At 71.0% G+C, this 19,047-nt stretch carries 17 protein-coding genes; 15 read left to right on the top strand and 2 right to left on the bottom strand.

The annotated features are described in order from the left end of the window. Positions 1-58 precede the first annotated feature (58 nt). Both OHA68_RS03740 and thiD read left to right on the top strand, forming a co-directional pair. Complete coding sequence (locus OHA68_RS03740; RefSeq protein ID WP_327106369.1) at positions 59-1,747, top strand: hypothetical protein; 1,689 nt, start codon at positions 59-61, stop codon at positions 1,745-1,747. An 8-nt stretch (positions 1,748-1,755) separates the two neighbouring features. Then, positions 1,756-2,559 carry a bifunctional hydroxymethylpyrimidine kinase/phosphomethylpyrimidine kinase gene (gene thiD, locus OHA68_RS03735; RefSeq protein ID WP_327106368.1) on the top strand — a complete coding sequence of 268 codons (804 nt, stop codon included), beginning with the start codon at positions 1,756-1,758 and terminating at the stop codon, positions 2,557-2,559. Positions 2,560-2,726: 167 nt separating this feature from the next. On the opposite strand, the gene rpmB is transcribed toward thiD, so the two are convergent. Beyond that, positions 2,727-2,912, bottom strand: a complete 186-nt coding sequence (gene rpmB, locus OHA68_RS03730; RefSeq protein ID WP_049556934.1) for a 50S ribosomal protein L28 — start codon at positions 2,910-2,912, stop codon at positions 2,727-2,729. A gap of 206 nt (positions 2,913-3,118) precedes the next feature. Between rpmB and OHA68_RS03725 the strand changes: the two genes are divergently transcribed. The 8 genes from OHA68_RS03725 to mutM all read left to right on the top strand — a co-directional run bounded on the left by OHA68_RS03725 (position 3,119) and on the right by mutM (position 10,893). Continuing rightward, positions 3,119-4,663 carry a DAK2 domain-containing protein gene (locus tag OHA68_RS03725; RefSeq protein WP_327106367.1) on the top strand — a complete coding sequence of 515 codons (1,545 nt, stop codon included), beginning with the start codon at positions 3,119-3,121 and terminating at the stop codon, positions 4,661-4,663. A gap of 48 nt (positions 4,664-4,711) precedes the next feature. Continuing rightward, the gene (gene recG / locus OHA68_RS03720; RefSeq protein WP_327106366.1) at positions 4,712-6,892 is read left to right on the top strand and encodes an ATP-dependent DNA helicase RecG; all 2,181 of its coding nucleotides are present in this window, start codon (positions 4,712-4,714) and stop codon (positions 6,890-6,892) included. Between the two features lie 273 nt (positions 6,893-7,165). Continuing rightward, complete coding sequence (gene rsmD, locus OHA68_RS03715) at positions 7,166-7,774, top strand: 16S rRNA (guanine(966)-N(2))-methyltransferase RsmD (RefSeq protein ID WP_189136585.1); 609 nt, start codon at positions 7,166-7,168, stop codon at positions 7,772-7,774. A gap of 14 nt (positions 7,775-7,788) precedes the next feature. Further along, positions 7,789-8,265 (top strand): pantetheine-phosphate adenylyltransferase, encoded by a 477-nt coding sequence (gene coaD, locus OHA68_RS03710; protein WP_189136586.1) that lies wholly within the window; start codon positions 7,789-7,791, stop codon positions 8,263-8,265. A gap of 71 nt (positions 8,266-8,336) precedes the next feature. Next, positions 8,337-8,888 (top strand): YceD family protein, encoded by a 552-nt coding sequence (locus tag OHA68_RS03705; RefSeq protein WP_189136587.1) that lies wholly within the window; start codon positions 8,337-8,339, stop codon positions 8,886-8,888. Position 8,889: 1 nt separating this feature from the next. Further along, positions 8,890-9,069 carry a 50S ribosomal protein L32 gene (gene rpmF, locus OHA68_RS03700; protein WP_033409409.1) on the top strand — a complete coding sequence of 60 codons (180 nt, stop codon included), beginning with the start codon at positions 8,890-8,892 and terminating at the stop codon, positions 9,067-9,069. A gap of 211 nt (positions 9,070-9,280) precedes the next feature. Further along, positions 9,281-10,000, top strand: coding sequence for a ribonuclease III (rnc, locus tag OHA68_RS03695; protein ID WP_189137267.1), 720 nt, complete (start codon positions 9,281-9,283; stop codon positions 9,998-10,000). A gap of 47 nt (positions 10,001-10,047) precedes the next feature. Further along, positions 10,048-10,893: a bifunctional DNA-formamidopyrimidine glycosylase/DNA-(apurinic or apyrimidinic site) lyase gene (gene mutM / locus OHA68_RS03690; RefSeq protein ID WP_327106365.1), complete on the top strand. Its 846-nt coding sequence runs from the start codon at positions 10,048-10,050 to the stop codon at positions 10,891-10,893. On the opposite strand, the gene OHA68_RS03685 is transcribed toward mutM, so the two are convergent. Further along, entirely contained in the window at positions 10,841-12,112 is a 1,272-nt protein-coding gene (locus OHA68_RS03685; RefSeq protein WP_327106364.1) for an MFS transporter, read from the bottom strand. The genes mutM and OHA68_RS03685 overlap by 53 nt on opposite strands. Before the next feature lie 91 nt (positions 12,113-12,203). Between OHA68_RS03685 and OHA68_RS03680 the strand changes: the two genes are divergently transcribed. The 5 genes from OHA68_RS03680 (at position 12,204) to ftsY (ending at position 18,997) form a co-directional block, all read left to right on the top strand. Next, positions 12,204-13,106 (top strand): LysR family transcriptional regulator, encoded by a 903-nt coding sequence (locus OHA68_RS03680; RefSeq protein ID WP_189136590.1) that lies wholly within the window; start codon positions 12,204-12,206, stop codon positions 13,104-13,106. Positions 13,107-13,124: 18 nt separating this feature from the next. Beyond that, positions 13,125-13,412, top strand: coding sequence for an acylphosphatase (locus OHA68_RS03675; RefSeq protein ID WP_327106363.1), 288 nt, complete (start codon positions 13,125-13,127; stop codon positions 13,410-13,412). A 190-nt stretch (positions 13,413-13,602) separates the two neighbouring features. Beyond that, complete coding sequence (locus tag OHA68_RS03670; protein WP_225276852.1) at positions 13,603-13,797, top strand: hypothetical protein; 195 nt, start codon at positions 13,603-13,605, stop codon at positions 13,795-13,797. Between the two features lie 188 nt (positions 13,798-13,985). Further along, a complete protein-coding gene (locus OHA68_RS03665) occupies positions 13,986-17,759 on the top strand; it encodes an AAA family ATPase (RefSeq protein ID WP_327106362.1) in 3,774 nt (1,257 codons plus the stop codon). A gap of 65 nt (positions 17,760-17,824) precedes the next feature. Continuing rightward, positions 17,825-18,997, top strand: coding sequence for a signal recognition particle-docking protein FtsY (gene ftsY / locus OHA68_RS03660; protein ID WP_327106361.1), 1,173 nt, complete (start codon positions 17,825-17,827; stop codon positions 18,995-18,997). Positions 18,998-19,047 lie beyond the last annotated feature (50 nt).

The raw sequence follows: 19,047 nt of genomic DNA, 5'->3' as shown, positions 1-19,047 counted from the left end.
CGAGCCCGGCTGGCCTTCGGCGCCTGGCCAGGTCGAAGTGACCGGTCAGTGGGCGCCCATGCCCCAGGGAGGTCCCGGCGCGGACGCCCCGGCTCCGCGGCGCGACCCGTTCGAGACGACGGGGGCCTTCGCCCCGCCGCCCCAGCAGGGGACCGGCAGGGTCGATCCGGCACTGGAGCAGCCCTACGAGACGACCGGAGCCTTCGTCCGCCCGGTCTCCTGGGACGACGCCCCGGATGCCACTCAGACGCTCGGGGCGCTGCCCCAGGACGGGCCCGGCCCGTTCGACCAGCAGCCTCGTCCGTTCGACCAGAATCAGAGTGTTTTCGACCCGCGCCCGATGGATCGGCCGGGCCCGTTCGAGCCGCGTGCGTCGGACGGTCGCAACCCCTTCGACAACCCGTCGGACCGTACGGCCGCGCACGAGCGGCCCGCGTTCGACCAGCGGCCCGCGTTCGACCAGCGTCCAGGGGAGAGCACGGGCGGCTACGACCCGTTCGCGGCCGAGAGCACGGGCAGGTTCGACCCGCCCGCTCACGAGGCCACGTCCAGGTTCGACGCACCCGGTCAGGACGGCACGGCCAGGTTCGACCTGCCCGGTCCCGACGGCACGGGCAGGTTCGACCCGCTCGGTCAGGAGGCCACCGGCAGGTTCGACCCGCTCGGTCAGGAGGCCACCGGCAGGTTCGACCCGCTCGGTCAGGAGGCCACGGGCAGGTTCGACCAGCCTGGTCCCGACGGCCCGCCGGAGCCGGGCGACATCAAGGTGTACGGCGAGCCGACCATGGTCGGCATGGCCGCCCCGGCGTGGGCCGAGGCGGACAACGGCTTCCTGTCGTCCGACGAGGCGAAGGGCGACCCGGAGCCGCGCCGCCGGCGTGGCCGGCGTGGTCCGCCGAAGGACCCCGACCCGCTCGACGCCCCCTCCGGTGGCGGCGGTGGCCGGGGCCGGATGGCCCTGCTCTCCGTGGCCGCGGTGGTCGTCGTGCTCGGCGGCACCGTGGCGGGCGTCAAGATGATGAGCTCTGGTGGCGGGGCCGCCGACTGTCCCGGCGGCACCTGTGCCGCCGTCCAGTCGAGCAACCAGCCGGCGCCGAAGGACACCGCCCCGCCCGCCGACGAGCCGACCGAGGAGGAGGAACCGGCCGACGAGCCGACCGAGGAGAAGGAGAGCGAGCCGGCCAAGAGCCCGACGCCGACCGCGACGTACAGCGCGCGGGAGCCGCGCCGTACCGCCTCTCCCACTCCCAAGCCGAAGCCGACCAAGACGAAGCAGACGCAGGAGCCGGTCGACGAGCCGATCGACGAGGCCACGGCGGAGGAGTCCATCCCCGAGGAGACCCCGACCGAGGAGATCTCCCTGGACCCGGACAGGGCGACCAGGCCCGACAACGGCGGCATCCCGCTGCCGACGGCCAGCGAGACCTTCCAGGGCGTCCCCAGCGGCGGCTCGGTGAACGTCGACTTCAACGTGACCAGCCAGCGCCTGACGAGCTACACGGCCACCATGGGCGTCACCAACGCGTCGGACCAGGCGCTGAGCACCTTCACCCTGTCGCTTCCCGTACGCGGGAAGATCCTCAGTGTGGAGGGCGCGACCTGGACGCAGGACGGCAATCTGCTGATCGTGGACCTGTCCACCCCGATCGCCGAGGGCGAGTCCACGGAGGTCACCATCGCGGCCACCGGAAGGGCGGGTCAGCCGACGAACTGCGGGCTGGTCGGAGGGGACTGCGCCGTTAGTTGAATGGTTGGATGGGGGATATGACGGTTTTTACTCCCCCACGGGTGCTGACCGTCGCCGGATCTGACTCCGGCGGCGGGGCGGGCATCCAGGCCGATCTGAAGACCATGCTGGCCCTGGGCGTGCACGGGATGAGTGTGATCGCCGCGGTGACCGCCCAGAACTCCGTCGGCGTCCAGGGCTACTGGGAGTTGCCGCCGGAGGCGGTGCGGGCCCAGCTCGGCTCGGTGCTCGGCGACATCGGCGCCCAGGCCGTCAAGACGGGCATGCTGGCGTCGCCGGTGCTGGTGGAGATCGTGGCCGAGACGCTCGGCGGCTACCCCGCGCCCGTCGTGGTGGACCCTGTCGGCGTGTCCAAGCACGGCGACTCTCTGCTCGCGCCCGAGGCCGTGGCGACGCTCAGGGAGCGCCTGCTGCCGGTCGCCACCGTCGTCACCCCCAACCTGTGGGAGGTGGAGCAGCTCACCTCGGTCAAGGTCGAGGACGAGCGGGACCTGCGCCGCGCCGCCGAGGCCATCCTGCGGCTCGGCCCCACCTGGGCGCTGATCAAGGGCGGCCACCTGCCGGGCGAGCCCGTCGACCTGCTCACCGATGGCGTCCAGGAGCACGTCTTCCGCGCGGTACGCCTCGACAACCGGCACACCCACGGCACCGGCTGCACCCTGGCCTCGGCCATCGCTTCCTACCTCGCGCTCGGCGAGGACGTGCCAGGAGCCGTCGGCAAGGCCAAGGACTACGTCACGGGCGCCATCGGCAAGGGCTTCCCCCTGGGCGCCGGCATCGGTCCCGTGGACCACGCCTGGCGCTGGCGCTGACGGACCACGCCCAGCGCTGATGGACCACGCCTGGCGCTCGCGCTGACGGACCACGCCTAGTGCTGACGGACCACGCCTAGTGCTGACGGACCACGCCTAGTGCTCGCGCTGACATGACGAAAGCCCGCCGCTCATGGTGAGCGGCGGGCTTTCGGGAAAGTCAGGGACTAGCGGGTGACCTTGCCCGCCTTGATGCACGAGGTGCACACGTTGAGCTTCTTCGGCGTGCCGCCGATGACAGCGCGCACCGTCTGGATGTTGGGGTTCCAACGACGGCGGGTGCGGCGGTGAGAGTGGGACACGTTGTTGCCGAAGGTCGGCCCCTTGCGGCAGACATCGCAGACGGAAGCCACGGTATCGCTCCTTAAAACAGTCGATAGAGCCCTGTCCGCTGATGTTGTCGGGCGGAGGGCATGCCGGGACGACCGGCTAGCCAGACGAGAATATCCGATCCGCACCACTGGACGCGAACCCGATCACGCCAGGCACTGGACTCGGCCCGGCACGACGATATTCTCCTCGGTTAACGGTAGCGCATGCGGAGAGGTCGGACGCGCACATGGAGGTTCTCGACCCGCCCGCGGTGCGGCGCTGGGCACGGCTGGCCGCCGACGCGCTCGGCCGCGCCAGGGCCGACATCGACGCGCTCAACGTGTTCCCGGTCGCCGACGGCGACACCGGCACCAACCTCTATCTCACCATGCTCTCCGCCGCCGAGGCCGTCGAGGAGCTGCCCGACGACGTGGACGCCGCCGTCGTGTGGCAGACGCTGTCCTACGGCGCGCTGGTCGGCGCGCGCGGCAACTCCGGGGTCATCGTCAGCCAGGCGCTGCGCGGGCTGGCCGAGGTGCTCAAGGACGGCTCCGACCTGAGAGCCGGCCTGGCCAGAGCCGCGGCCCTGGCCAGGCAGAGCGTCGCCAGGCCGGTCGAGGGCACCGTGCTGAGCGTCCTGGCGGCCGTCGCCCGAGCCGTCCAAAGTGGTGACGGCGGGCTGGACGACGTGGCGCGGCGCGCCGCCGAGGAGGCCCGCGCGGCGCTGCGGCGCACCCCAGGGCAGCTCGACGTGCTGGCCCGCAGCGGCGTCGTGGACGCGGGCGGCGCCGGGCTGGCGATCCTGCTGGAGTCGCTGGCCACGGTGATCACCGGCGCCCACCGCGAGCGCTACGACGTGCCCGCGCCGACCGCGCGGGTCTCGCCGATGACCGAGGTGGGCGCGGGTTATGAGGTGATGTACCTGCTCGACGCCGACGACCGGGCGGTGGACACGCTGCGCGCGGAGCTCGACGCGCTGGGCGACTCACTGGTGGTGGTCGGCGGCGAGGGGCTGTGGAACGTCCACGTGCACGTGGCCGAGGCCGGCCCGGCCATCGAGGCGGCGCTGCGGGTGGGCCGGCCGCACCGGATCAGGGTCACCTACCTGGCCGAACGGCCACGCTCCGCCGACGCCGGCCGGGGAGTGGTGGCCGTCGCCGCGGGCGAGGGGATCGCGGCACTGTTCGAGGAGTGCGGCGCGGTCGTCGTACGGCGCGAGCCCGGTGGCCGGCCGGCCCTGCCCGCCATGCTCGCCGCCATCAGGCAGGCCGGCAACGAGGTGGCCGTGCTGCCGAACGACGACGCCGCCGGAGCCGTGGCCGCCGCGGCGGCGGAGATCGCCCGCGAGGACGGGGTCGTGGTGAGCGTGCTGCCCACCAAGGCCACGGTGCAGGGGCTGGCCGCGCTGGCCGTACACGATCCGTTACGGCGTTTCGACGACGACGTGGTGGCGATGACCGACGCGGCCGGTCACACCCGGCATGGCCACCTGGTGCTGGCCGACCGGCACGGCGTCACCAGCGCCGGGCTGTGCGCCCCCGGCGACGTGCTCGGGCTGATCGACGGGGACGTGGCGGTGATCGGCGCGACCCTCGCCGAGGTGGCCGCGCTGGTCGTGGACCGGATGGTGGCGGGCGGCGGCGAGCTGGTGACCCTGGTGACGGGCGCGCTCGCTCCCGCGCGGCTGGCGACCGGCGTCGAGGAGCACCTCGGGCGCACCAGGCCGGACGTGGATCTGGTCGTCTACGAGGGCGAGCAGGGCGGCTATCCGCTGCTCATCGGCGTCGAGTAGGACGGCGGTTGTCGTTCCTGTCGGTCGCAGGCGGTAGAACATAGAGCCGTGAGCCGTTTCGACGAGCCCCTGAAGAAGGCGCTCGACCCGAAGACCGCCAAGCTGCTGCACAGTGTGCTCGGCCTGGAGACGGTCGGCGACCTGTTGCGCCACTATCCCCGGCGCTACGCCGAGCGCGGCGAGCTGACCTCGCTCGACGCGCTGGAGGTCGACGAGCACGTCACGGTGGTGGGCGAGGTGACCAGGCTGATGCGCAAGCCCATGCGCAACCGCGGCGGCACCTGGCTCGAGGCCGAGGTCGTCGACGGCAACGGCAACAAGATCTATCTGTCGTTCTTCGGCAAGGGCTCCCATGTGGCCGAGTCGCGGCTCAAGCCGGGGCGGCGCGGCATGTTCGCCGGCAAGGTGGGGTTGTTCGGCTCGCGCACCAGCCCGCGCTGGCAGCTCTCGCACCCGGAGTTCGAGCTGTTCGAGGAGAGCGAGGCCGCCGTCGAGGAGTTCGCGGCGGCTCCGGTGCCGATCTATCCGGCGGGCAAGGACCTCACCCCGTGGGCGATCAGGCGGGCCGTCGGCGTCGTGCTCGACACGCTGGGCCCGCTGGACGACTCGCTGCCCGCCGAGCTGCGGGTCCGCCATGGCCTTCCGGAGCTGGGCGACGCGCTGGTGGCCATCCACCGGCCGAAGGACTTCGGCGACGTGCAGCGGGCGCGCAAGCGGCTGAAGTTCGACGAGGCCTTCGTGCTTCAGGCCGTGCTGCTGCGGCGCCGGCAGGCGGCGACGGCCTGGCCCGCCAGGTCGCGCCCGCTCAGGGGTGACGGGCTGCTGGCGGACTTCGAGGCCCGGCTGCCGTTCCAGCTCACCGAGGGCCAGGCCGAGGTGGGCGTGGAGATCGCCGCCGACCTGGCGCTGGAGCACCCGATGCACCGGCTGCTGCAGGGCGAGGTGGGCGCGGGCAAGACCGTGGTCGCGCTGCGCGCCATGCTCCAGGTGGTCGACGCGGGCGGGCAGGCGGTCCTGCTCGCCCCCACCGAGGTGCTCGCCCAGCAGCACCACCGCTCGATCACCGGCATGCTGGGGGATCTCGCGCAGGGAGGCATGTTCGGCGGCACCGCGGTCACCCTGCTCACCGGCTCCATGGGCGCGGCCGCCCGCCGCTCAGCCCTGCTCGACGCCGCCTCCGGGACGGCGGGCATCGTCGTCGGCACGCACGCGCTGCTCCAGGAGCACGTCCAGTTCGCCGACCTGGGGCTCGTGGTCGTGGACGAGCAGCACCGCTTCGGCGTGGAGCAGCGTGACGCCCTGCGCGAGAAGGCCGGCGACACCCGGCCGCACGTCCTGGTCATGACCGCCACCCCGATCCCGCGCACGGTCGCCATGACGGTCTTCGGCGACCTGGAGGTCTCCACGCTCTCGCAGCTCCCCTCGGGCCGCGCGCCCATCACCACCCACGTGGTCCCGGCCGCGGAGAAGCCGCACTTCCTTGAGCGCACCTGGCAGCGGGTCCGGGAGGAGGTCGGCCTGGGCAGGCAGGCCTACATCGTCTGCCCCCGCATCGGCGACCTGGAGGGCGACGAGGGAGACCTGGCGGCCTCCGCCTCCGGGGAGGAGGACCGCCGTCCGCCGCTCGCCGTGCTCGACGTGGCGGAGCTGCTGTCCCAGGGCCCCTTCCAGGATCTGCGCCTGGGCATTCTGCACGGCAAGCTGCCGCCGGAGGAGAAGGACGCCGTGATGCGCTCCTTCACCCGGGGCGAGCTGGACGTCATGGTCGCCACCACCGTCATCGAGGTGGGCGTCGACGTCCCCAACGCCTCCGTCATGATCATCATGGACGCCGACCGCTTCGGCGTCTCCCAGCTCCACCAGCTCCGCGGTCGCGTCGGCCGAGGCGGCCTGCCGGGCCTGTGCCTCCTGGTCTCCGACTTCCCCGCGGGCACCCCGGCGCGGGCCCGCCTCGACGCGGTCGCCGCCACCCTGGACGGCTTCGAGCTGTCGAGGGTGGACCTGGAGCAGCGCCGCGAGGGTGACGTGCTGGGGGCGGCCCAGTCGGGCAAGCGGTCGTCGCTCAAGATGCTGCAGCTCCTGCGCGACGAGGACGTCATCGCCACCGCCCGCGACGAGGCGGCTGCCCTGCTGGCGGAGGACCCGGCGCTGACCTCGCACGAGGCGCTCAGGGCGGAGATCGGCCGGCTGCTGGAAGACGAGCGAGCGGAATACCTCGAAAAGACCTGACTCCGGGCGAGCCGGAATGTGGTGCAAGCCCAGCCGCGGGGACGGCCTCCCCCCGAATGCCGTCCCCGGCTGGGCCCACCCTCGGGTCAGGTGCCGAGGGAACCGGCGTGCGGAAGGGCTCACGATCACGCCGGTCGGCCTTCATCTGGGTCACCTCGAAGGCCGCAGACCTCATCTTGCTGACTCGACCGGGCAATGTGAATCACCCTTGCGCAGTCGAGGCCGACACTTGTCCACTCTTGACCTGCGTCGTTATGCGGAACAATGGCCGACATGACTCGGATCATCGCGGGGAGCGCAGGTGGGCGACGGCTGGAGGTGCCGCCGGGGCGCGGGACCAGGCCGACCAGTGACAGGGCGCGAGAAGGGATCTTCTTGACGCTCGACTCCCTGTACGGGCTCCGGGGGGCCCGGGTGATGGACCTGTACGCGGGTTCGGGGGCGGTCGGGCTGGAGGCGCTGTCGCGGGGGGCGGGCTGCGCGGTGCTGGTCGAGTCCGATCCCAAGGCCGTGCGGACGATCAAGACGAACGTCAGGGCGCTGGACCTGGGCGGCGGGGCCGAGGTGGTGGCCGACAAGGTGGCGCGTTTTCTGGGCAGGGGTCCGGCGGGCCGGCCGGGTGACGGGCCGCCGATGGAGGCGTTCGACATCGTGTTCGCCGATCCGCCGTACGCGGTGTCCGACGACGAGGTGATCGCGGTGCTGGCGCTGTTGCGGGACAACGGCTGGCTGGTTAATGGTGCTTTGGTGGCTTTCGAGAGGGAAAGCAGGGGAAAGCCGCTCATATGGCCTGACGGCTACGTTGAGGAGAGGGTCCGTAGATACGGCGAAGCGTCCGTTTGGTACGGTCGCGCGGCCGGAGTATCTGTGGACGGCTCGTAGACCTGGGAGGCGTTTTGCGGCGCGTTGTCTGCCCGGGGTCGTTCGACCCCATCACCAACGGTCATCTCGACATCATCGGCCGGGCCGCCCGGTTGTACGACGAGGTGACGGTGGCCGTACTCATCAATGTCGAGAAAAGCAGCCTCTTCACCGTTGACGAGCGGATCGAGATGCTCCGTACCGTGACGAAGGAGTACACCAACGTCAAGGTCAGGAAATTTCATGGCCTGCTGGTCGACTTCTGCAAGCAGAACGAGATCCCGGCGATCGTCAAGGGGATCAGGGTCGTCAGCGACTTCGACTACGAGTTGCAGATGGCGCAGCTCAACTACCGGCTGTCCGGCGTGGAGACGCTGTTCATGCCGACCAATCCGGAGTACTCGTTCCTGTCCTCCAGCCGGGTGAAGGAGATCGCCCGGTATGGTGGGGACGTGTCGGGTCTCGTCCCTGACCTGGTGCACAAGCTGCTCATCGAGCGGCTCAGGGGCTGACGGCGACCTGCTATCCTTTCATTTCGGCCTTGTACGACGGCGACTAACTCGCCATGCCTAGCGAGAGCAGGATGACTCAGCACCTCAACCCCCGCTCCCCTTGGGTGATCTCCACTCACGACCTGGGAAAGCGGCCGGGCACAATGCGAGAGATCACCCTGTCCCTCCCGGCACCGGCGGATCTCGGCGTCGACATGATCGGTGTCCCCAAGGACGCCGAAGTCGAGCTGGACCTTCGGCTCGAAGCAGTGATGGAAGGCGTGCTCGTCTCGGGCACGGCGCAGGCCCCGCTCGCCGGGGAGTGCGCGCGGTGCCTTGACCCGTTGACCTCCGATATTGAGGTCAACCTGCAGGAGCTGTTCTTCTACTCCGCCGAGGACTCCTCGGAGGACGATTCGCTGCTCGACGGAGACCTGCTCGACCTCGAGCCGACATTCCGCGACGCGGTGGTGCTCGCACTGCCGTTGAGCCCTGTGTGCGGCGACGACTGCCCGGGACTCTGCACGGAGTGCGGGATCAAGCTGGCCGAGGCCGGCGAAGATCACCGGCACGAGAAGATCGACGCCCGATGGGCGTCGTTGCAAGGTCTGGTTACCGAGAACGATAACGATCAGGAGAAGTGACGTGGCCGTCCCGAAGCGAAAGATGTCGCGGAGCAACACCCGCGCCCGTCGCTCCCAGTGGAAGACGACTGCTGTCGCCCTGGTGAGCTGCCCGCAGTGCCGTTCGCCTAAGCAGCCGCACATCGCGTGCCCCACCTGCGGCACCTACAACCGTCGTCAGGTCATCGAGCCGTCCGCCTGATCTCGCGAGTTGACGTGATGCCGACCGGGTGCCATTGTGCCCCGGTCGGCGTTACCGTTTCAGGTGCGTGCGGTGGCGGTTTCGCCCGCGGCCGTGGTGGACGCCGGGGCTCTGTTCCCCGACGCCCACCACGTTTTCGGGCATCTTCCGCAGTCCTCACGCCACGTGAAGATGTCTGAGGAGGAAAGACGTGGGCGCAGGTCCTAAGCCAGTGGCCGTCGAGGTCGCCAGAGACGAGCTTGAGCGAGTGCTGGGGGTCGTCCTCGATCCCGACATTCTGGAGCGGGCACTGACGCACCGCTCCTACGCCTATGAGAACGGCGGCCTGCCCACCAACGAGCGCCTGGAGTTCCTCGGCGACTCGGTGCTGGGCCTGGTGGTCACCGACACCCTCTACCGCAACCACCCCGACCTGCCCGAGGGGCAGCTCGCCAAGCTGAGGGCCGCGGTGGTCAACATGCGCGCCCTCGCCGACGTGGCGCGTGAGCTGGGCCTCGGCCGGTTCATGCGGCTCGGCAGGGGCGAGGAGGGCACCGGCGGGCGCGACAAGTCCTCGATCCTGGCCGACACGCTGGAGGCGCTGATCGGCGCCGTCTATGTCGACAAGGGTCTCGACGAGGCTTTCCGGGTCGTCCACGTGCTGTTCGACCCGCTGATCGTCCGCTCGGCCTCACTGGGCGCCGGACTCGACTGGAAGACCTCGCTGCAGGAGCTGACCGCCTCCGAGGCGCTCGGCGTGCCCGAATACCACGTCGAGGAGAGCGGCCCCGATCACGCCAAGTCCTTCACGGCTGTGGTGCGAGTGGGCGGCGAGTCCTACGGCGACGGGTCCGGGCGCAGCAAGAAGGAGGCCGAGCAGCAGGCGGCCGAGGCGGCGTGGACGCGCATCAGGGCCCGCCGCGAGGAGCGCGAGAGCCAGCCGACGGGCTGACGAAGGACCGGCGGGCGTCGTTCGAAGTGCCGAAGTGAGGTCTGGTTGTGCCTGAATTGCCGGAAGTCGAAGTTGTCCGGCGTGGCCTCGCGCAGTGGGTCATCGGCCGCGAGATCGCCGCCGCGGAGGTGCTGCACCCACGCGCGATCAGGCGGCACGTGCCGGGGGCCGACGAGTTCACCGCGCGGCTCAAGGGCCGCACGGTGCTGTCCGCCGAGCGCCGTGGCAAATACCTGTGGCTCCCGCTGTCGGGCGCCGAAGAGGCTTTGCTGGCCCACCTGGGGATGAGCGGTCAGTTGCTGGTCGTGGACCAGGACTCGCCGCTGGAGAAGCACCTGCGGGTCCGCCTCCGGTTCGAGGACGGCGGCCCGGACCTGCGCTTCGTTGACCAGCGCACCTTCGGTCACGTCATGCTCACCGCCCTGGTCGGCGGCGTGCCGGAGCCGATCTCGCACATCGCCCCCGACCCGTTCGAGGCGGCGTTCGACGAGGCCGAGTTCACCCGCAGGCTCAGGGCCAAACACACCGAGGTCAAGCGGGCGCTGCTCGACCAGTCGCTGATCAGCGGGGTCGGCAACATCTACGCCGACGAGGCGTTGTGGATCGCGCGGCTGCACTGGTCCCGCCTGACGCAGACGCTCACCACCCGCAAGGTCGCCGAACTGCTCGCCGCCGTGCGCGCGGTCATGGGCGCCGCCCTCCAGCAGGGCGGCACGTCGTTCGACAGCCTCTACGTGAACGTCAACGGGGAGAGCGGCTACTTCGACCGCTCCCTGGAGGCGTACGGCCGCCGCGACCTGCCGTGCTCCCGGTGCGGCACCCCGATCAGGCGGGAGGCGTTCATGAACCGGTCGTCCTACTTCTGCCCCAGATGCCAGCGACGGTCGCACTGACCGCGGCGAGAGCCACGCCCAGCCACATCACCGCAGAGGTAGACACGCCGTCCACGACCCGCCCGCCGGCGAACGCGCCGAGGGCGATGGAGACGTTGAAGGCGCTCACGAACAGCGCCGTGCCCATCTCGCCGCCGCCCGACCGCATGATCCACAGCTGCAGCGTCACCCCCACGCCGCCGTAACCGAGCCCCCACACCACGAGCAGGACCAGCGACAGCACGACAGGAGTCTGGCCGGTCAGCGGCAGTACCGCCATGGACAGGGCCATGAGGGCGGTCAGGGTGATCAGCACTGCCCTGGGACTCCTGGCCGCTCTGGCTCCGGCGGCGAAGTTGCCCGCCACGCCCGCCGCGCCGTACAGCAGGAGGGCGGTGCTGATGAGGGCGGGACCGGCGTGTGCGACCTGCTCCATGAACGGCCGGAGGTAGGTGTAGGCCGCGAAGTGGCCGGACACCGTCAGCACGGTGAGAACGAGAATGACCTTGAGGGGGCGTGAGAGCCACCCCGGGCGGCCGTCGATCCTGGTCTCCAACGGGTCCGACGTCTCGGAGGTGCGGGCGGGAGATTCGGATGTACGGGGATCCTGTTCGGTGGTGTGGGCGGGAGATTCGGAGGGGTGGGGCTGGGGTGTGGTCGGCATCGGTGGCAGGGTCGTGGCCAGGAGGGCGAGCAGGGCCAGGGCTACCAGGCCCATGGCGGCGAACGCGGTGCGCCACCCCGCGTACGACGAGAGGAACGTCGCGGCGGGCACGCCCAGCACCGACGCCACCGACACCCCGGCGAGGATGATCGAGGTCGCCCGCCCGACGAACCGCTCGGGCACCAGCCGTACGCCCAGACCGGCCGCGACGGCCCAGAACCCGCCGATGCTCACGCCGGTCAGGAGCCGGGCGGCCAGCATGACGGGGTAGTTCGGGGCGAACGCGCCCGCCAGGTTGGCCACCGCCAGCAGCGCCATCAGCGCGAGCAGCGTGACGCGCCGGTCGAGCCGGCGGGTGGTGATCGCCAGCACGGGCGCGGAGACGGCGGCGACCAGGCCGGGAGCCGACATCATCAGCCCGGCCGTGCCGTCGGACACCTCCAGCGTGGACGCGATCGAGGTCAGCAGGCCGACAGGCAGCATCTCGCTGGTCACGATGGTGAAGGTGCCCGCCGCGACCGAGGTCACGGCGAGCCAGCGCGCCCGCGCCCCGGTCAGAACGTCAGTCGTGGTCATGCGGCTCAGCCTTCTGACTCGCGCCGGCGGGAACAACGACGAAGTACGAAGGCTTGGTTCAGTAGGGCTAAACGATCGGCCGGAGGCGCAGATGGAGTTCAGGGAGCTGGAGTGCTTCGTCGTCCTCAGTGAGGAACTTCACTTCGCGCGTACGGCGGAGCGCCTCTATCTGTCACCTGGCCGGGTGAGTCAGCTCGTGCGCTCGCTGGAGACCAGGATCGGCGGCCGGCTCTTCCAGCGGAGCAGCAGGCGGGTGCGCCTCACCCCGCTCGGTGCGCGTTTCCTGGCTGACCTGCGGCCCTCCTTCGACGGCCTGGCGAGCGCGGTGAGCCGGGCGAAGGCCGCCGCCCGTGACGTGACGGGCGTGCTCAGGGTCGGTTTCCTGTCCACGCCCACGGACGTCGTCACAGGCAGCGTGCGGGCCTTCGAGAGCCGCTATCCAGCGTGCGCGGTGGAATTGGTGGAGATTCCGCTCTCCGATCCGTTCAGCAGACTGCGGGCGGGGGAGGTGGACATCGCGTTCACCCTGCTGCCGGTGGACGAGCCCGACCTGGCGACGGGGGGCGGGCTGAACCGCGTCTCCTACCAGCTCGGCGTCTCCACGCGGCACCCACTGGCGGGCCGGGCGGGCATCGACGCGGAAGAGCTGGCGTCCCTGCCGCTGATCGGCCTGGAGGGCCCGGCTCCGCGCGCCTGGCGAGAACGGGTGGCACCCTCCGTGACCCCTTTCGGTCGTCCCATTCCGGCGGCGGGCCGGGTCGCCACCAGTCAGGAAGGCCTGACCCAGGTGGCGCTCGGCCGGGGCGGCATGCTGTTCTGCGCCCCCACGGCGGCGCAGCACCCGCGCCATGACGTCAGCTTCGTCCCCGTGGCGGGTCTGCCTCCGTCTATCCTCGGTCTGGCCTGGGTGAAGTCGGCGGAGAGCGCGGCGATCCGGGCGTTCGACGAGGCGGCGGCCGGGCATGCGGTGGGCATGGCCGCCCTGGTGGCGTGAGACCGAGCGGGAGATCGTATGCCGCAGGACAGCGGAGACATCCGGATGACGGCCTGGGTACGGGGAAGAGTCCAGGGGGTGGGCTTCCGGTGGTGGACCAGGTCCAGGGCGCTGGAGCTCGGCCTGGTCGGATGGGCCAGGAACACCGAGGACGGCCGGGTGGAGGTGGTCGCGGAGGGATCCGAGGAGGCGTGCGTCAAGTTGCTTGACCTGCTGAGAGGTTGCGACACGCCGGGCAAAGTCGATGGAGTAGTGGAACGTTGGAGCGAATCCCGAGGTAGTTTGGGCGGTTTTAGCGAACGGTAGCCGCTTTTGATAAACAGCCCAAATAGGGTATAGTTGTATGTCGGGAGTGCCTGATGTGGGGCACGGGCGGTTGCTCGACTTGACCGCCCACACTGCCGGTGCGACTCTTGTTAGGTACCACGCGCACCCCTCCCGCGGAATAAGAAGTGCGCGAACCAGTCTGGTCACTCAGCGTGGAGGACCCTTTACCATGGCGAAGGCTCTACTCGGCCACGTCGGCGGTCCTGACCCTCGAATGGTCTCGGAGATGCGCCGTTTGCAGCAGCGTATCCGTGATCTGGAGGCAGAACTCATCCGACTTCAGGCCCACAATGACGCTCTTGCGGCGCAAACCCGCGATGAGGCTCTCAGCCGAATGCAGGAGCGCGAGCCGGCACTCACCTGAGAGTGATCGGAGCGCAAGATCCAGGGACGTCTCGATGAGGCGTCCCTTGTTATTTGTGCTGATTCGAACATACTTCGGACCCCTTTCACGCCGCCCGGCGCGGACTCCGCCAGCACGGCCGCCAGCGATTGACGGTCGGGACCAGTAGTCTTTTCCGGAGTCCGTCCAGGGAGAAGGGGGTCCGTTCGTTGTATCTGAAGACCCTCACCCTGCGCGGTTTCAAATCCTTCGCCTCGGCGACCGCCCTGCGCTTCGAGCCGGGGATCACCTGCGTCGTCGGCCCCAACGGCTCCGGCAAGTCCAACGTCGTCGACGCCCTGGCCTGGGTCATGGGCGAGCACAGCGCCAAGTCGCTGCGCGGCGGCAAGATGGAGGACGTCATCTTCGCCGGCACCTCCTCCCGGCCGCCGCTGGGACGGGCCGAGGTGACGCTGACCATCGACAACACCGACGGCGCGCTGCCGATCGACTACACCGAGGTCACGATCAGCCGGCTGATGTTCCGGTCGGGCCAGAGCGAATACGCCATCAACGGCGACACCTGCCGCCTGCTCGACATCCAGGAGCTGCTCTCCGACTCCGGCATCGGCCGCGAGATGCACGTCATCGTCGGCCAGGGCCAGCTCGACGCCGTCCTGCACGCGGGCCCCGAGGACCGCAGAGCCTTCATCGAGGAGGCGGCCGGCGTGCTCAAGCACCGCAAGCGCAAGGAGAAGGCGCTGCGCAAGCTGGACGCGATGCAGGCCAACCTGACCCGCGTTCAGGACCTCGCCACCGAGCTGCGCCGCCAGCTCAAGCCGCTCGGCCGCCAGGCGGAGATCGCCCGCAAGGCGGCCGTCATCCAGGCGGACCTGCGCGACGCCCGGCTGCGCCTGCTCGCCGACGACGTCGGCATCCTGCGCGCCACCCTGCGGCGCGAGGCCGCCGACGAGGCCGCCATCCTGTCCAGACGGACCGCGGTGGAGGCCGGGCTGGCCGAGGGGCAGCAGCGGGAGGCCGCCCTGGAGGCCGCCGAGGCCGAGACCCAGCCCCGCCTGGCCGCCGCCCAGGAGACCTATTTCCGGCTGTCGTCCCTGCGCGAGCGCACCACCGGGCTTGAGCAGCTCGCCGCCGAGCGCCACCGGCACGCCGTGGACGCCGCGTCCATCGAGCGCCGGGGCCGGGACCCGGAGGAGCTGGAGCGCGAGGCCGCCGAGGTCCGCGAGCGGGAGCTGATCCTGCGGGCCGAGCTGGAGCAGGCCCAGGAGTTGCTGGAGGAGGCCGTCGAGCTGCGCGCCGAGGCCGAGTCCGCGCTGGCCGCCGAGGAGCGACGGCTCGCGATGGCCGCCAGGGCCGCCGCCGACCGGCGCGAGGGCCTGGCCAAGCTGCGCGGCCAGGTGGACTCCGTACGCAGCAGGTCCCGTGCCGCCGAGGAGGAGATCGGCCGCCTGCAACGGGCGGTCGCCGAGGCCGTCGAGCGTGAGCGGCGCGCCCGCGAGGACCTGGAGGCGGAGCGGCTCGAAGAGCCCGCCGCCGATCCCGCGCTGGCCGAGGAGCTCGCCGCCGCGCAGGGGCTGGTCGAGGAGGCCAGGCTGGTCGCCGACGAGACCCGCGCCGCCGTCGAGCAGGTCAAGGCGGCGCTCGACGCGCCGCGCGCCGCCCTCCAGTCCGCCCGATCAGGAGTCGGTACGGCACGAGCGGCCGATCAGGAGGCCCAGCGAGCCGTGGCGGCCCTGCGAGCCCGCCGGGACGCGCTCGAGCTGGGGCTGGCCAAGGGCGACGGCGGCGCCGCCCTGCTGGAGGCGGACCTGGCCGGCGTGCTCGGCCCGCTGGCGGCCTCCTTGCAGGTGGTCCCCGGCGCCGAGCCGGCCGTGGCCGCCGTGCTCGGCCCGCTCGCCGAATCGATCGCGGTCACGTCGGTCGACACCGCCGTAAACGCCCTGGAACTACTCCGCGCAAAGGAAGCCGGCCAAGCAACCCTCCTGGTAGCCACCCCACCCCCCTCCACCCCTTCGGACACCCCAGCCTCCGGCCCCAGCCCTTCGGGCGTCTCCGTGCCCGCTCCTGCGGGAGCCCCCGGCTCTTCGGGTGTCTCCGCCGCCGTTGGTGGGGTTGGGAGTGCGCCTGGGGGTGGGCGGTGGGTGGGGGAGTTGGTCGTCGTTCCTGAGCGGCTGCGGTCGGTTGTCGGGCGGGTGTTGGCCGGGGTGGTGGTGGTGGCCGATCTGGAGGCGGCTCGCCAGGTCGTGGAGGGGCATCCTGAGCTGCGTGCGGTCACCATGCGAGGGGATCTGGTGGGGGCCCAGGTCGCCAGCGGCGGGTCCGAGGGGGGCACGTCGGTGCTTCAGGTGCGGGCGGCGCTGGACGACGCCGTCGCCGATCTCGCGGACGCCGAGGCGACGGCCGAGCGGACCGCGGTCGCGTTCGAGGAGGCGGTCGCCGCCGAGCAGGCCGCGCAGGCGGCCGTGGAGGCGGCGCAGGCGCGGGTGAGCGAGACGCAGGCGGCCGTCAGCACCGCGCAGGCGGGGCTCAGCTCGGCGCAGGGAGCGCTGGACCAGGTCAGGGCGCGGCAGCGGGAGGCCGACCAGCGGGGCGCCGCGGCGGCCAGGCGGCTGGCGCAGCTCGAAGCCGCCGCCGACGCGGCGCACCAGGAGGCCGAACGGCTGGGCCGGAGCGTCACGGCCGCCCAGGAGGCCCGCGCCGATGGCCTGGAGGAGCTGGCCGAGCTGGAGATCCGGCTGGCGGAGGCCGAATACTCCCAGGAGCTGGAGACCGAGCCGACCACCGAGACGCGGGAGGAGCTGGCCGCCGCCTGCGAGACGGCCAGGCAGCGCGAGGTGGAGACCCGCCTGCGGGTCCGCACCGCGGAGGAGCGGGTGCGAGGCATCGAGGGCCAGGCGGACCGGCTCGTCCAGGCCGCCCAGCGTGAGCGTCACGAGCGCGCCCAGGCGGCCGCTCAGCGCGCCAGGCGCAGGCAGCAGGCGCAGGTCGCCGAGGCCGTCAGCAAGGGCGCGCGGCGGGTGCTCGCCGCCCTGACGACGTCCATCGGGCTCGCCGCCGCCGAGCGTGACGAGGCGGACCTGACCAGGATCGCCGTGGACGCCGAGCTCAAGCAGGTACGCGTGCGCGTCCGTGAGCTCGGCCAGGAGCTGGACAAGCTGGTCAACCGGGTGCACGGCAGTGAGGTGGCCCGCACCGAGCAGCGGCTCCGGCTGGAGCAGCTGGAGCAGCGGGCGATGGACGAGTTCGGCGTCGACGCGGAGGCGCTGATCTCCGAGTACGGTCCCGAGGCCCCGGTGCCCGGCGACCCGCCCGTCCCGTACGTACGAGAAGAGCAGGAGAAGCGGGCCCGCGCCGCCGAGCGGCAGATGACCCAGCTGGGCAAGGTCAATCCGCTGGCGCTGGAGGAGTTCGCAGCGCTGGAGGAACGCCACGCCTTCCTCACCTCGCAGCTGGAGGACCTGAAGAAGACCCGGCGGGACCTGATGACGGTGGTCAAGGAGGTCGACGACCGGGTGCAGGAGATGTTCGGCTCGGCCTTCGAGGACGTGGCCCGCGAGTTCGAGCAGATCTTCGGCAGGGTCTTCCCCGGGGGCGACGGCCGGCTGATCCTCACCGATCCCGACGACCTGCTCACCACTGGCATCGAGGTGGAGGCCAGGCCGCCGGGCAAGAAGGTCAAGCGGCTCTCGCTGCTGTCGGGCGGCGAGCGGTCGCTGACGGCGGTGGCGTTCCTGATCTCCATCTTCAAGGCGCGGCCGTCGCCGTTCTACGTGATGGACGAGGTGGAGGCGGCCCTCGACGACACGAACACGCAGCGGCTGCTGATGTTGTTCGAGGAGTTGCGGCAGAGTTCGCAGCTCATCGTCATCACCCACAACAAGCGCACGATGGAGATCGCCGACGCCCTCTACGGCGTGTCGATGCGCGGTGACGGTGTGACGCAGGTGGTCAGCCAGCGGCTACGGGAGCGCGAGCCGGCCTGATCAGTCGCGTCGATCCGTGTGGCCTTGTGCGGAGTATGCCGGACGATCTGGAAAACTGACATCTTGTGGATGGTTACCTCGGCGTCATAGTGATCGTGGTCCTTGTCGCCCTTGTGGCGGCGGGGAGCTTGTTCCTGCTCTTCAGGCCGGGAGGCAAGGCCGCGCCGCCGGTCGAGCCGCCCGAGACGCTCCCCCTTCCGGAGGAAGGGGCGAAGCGGCCGGCGGGAGCAGAGGAGGGGGAGGGAGGGGCCACCACCACGCTTCCGCCTCCGGTGGCCGAGCCCGCCGTCGTGGTGCCGGAAGTGGAGGTGCCGCCGCCGTCCGCGGGCCGGATGACGCGGCTGCGCTCCAGGCTGGCCAAGTCGCAGAGCGCGTTCGGCAGAGGGCTGCTGGAGCTGCTGTCGCGCGACCGGCTCGACGACGAGGTCTGGGACGAGATCGAGGAGCGTCTGATCACCGCCGATGTCGGGGTCGGGCCGACCCAGGTCATGGTCGAGGAGCTGCGCACCAAGTCCAAGGTGCTCGGCAGCCGCTCGCCGCAGGAGGTGCGGGCGCTGCTGCGCGAGCAGCTCCTCATCCAGATCGATCCTGGCCTGGACCGCACGCTGCGGGTGGCCAAGCACGGCGAGCGGCCCGCGGTGGTGCTGGTGGTGGGTGTCAACGGCACCGGCAAGACGACCACCACCGGCAAGCTCGCCCGTTCGCTCATCGGTGACGGCAAGAAGGTCGTGCTCGGCGCGGCCGACACCTTCCGCGCGGCGGCGGCCGACCAGCTGCAGACCTGGGGCGACCGGGTGGGCGCCGACGTGGTGCGCGGCCCGGAGGGCGGCGACCCGGCGTCGGTGGCCTTCGACGCGACGGCCAGGGGCATCGAGGAGAAGGTCGACGTGGTCATCGTCGACACGGCGGGCCGCCTGCACACCAAGACCGGCCTCATGGACGAGCTCGGCAAGGTCAAGCGGGTCATCGAGAAGAAGGCCACCGTCGATGAGGTGCTCCTCGTCCTGGACGCCACGACCGGTCAGAACGGCATGCGCCAGGCTCAGGTGTTCGCCGAGGTGGTCAACATCACCGGCATCGCGCTGACCAAGCTCGACGGCACGGCCAAGGGGGGCATCGTCATCTCGGTCCAGCGTGAGCTGGGCGTTCCGGTCAAGCTGGTGGGTCTGGGAGAGGGCCCGGACGACTTGGCGCCCTTCGACGCCGAGGTGTTCGTGGACGCCATCCTCGGCGAATGAAATATTGACTTATTAGGAAATGTTCCTTTTCGTCGCTTGGCTTGTCGCCA

The organism is Nonomuraea glycinis, assembly GCF_035920485.1.
GTDB classification, from domain to species: domain Bacteria; phylum Actinomycetota; class Actinomycetes; order Streptosporangiales; family Streptosporangiaceae; genus Nonomuraea; species Nonomuraea glycinis.
Note: the sequence above shows the minus strand (reverse complement) of the source record. Positions and strands in the feature narration are given on the sequence as shown.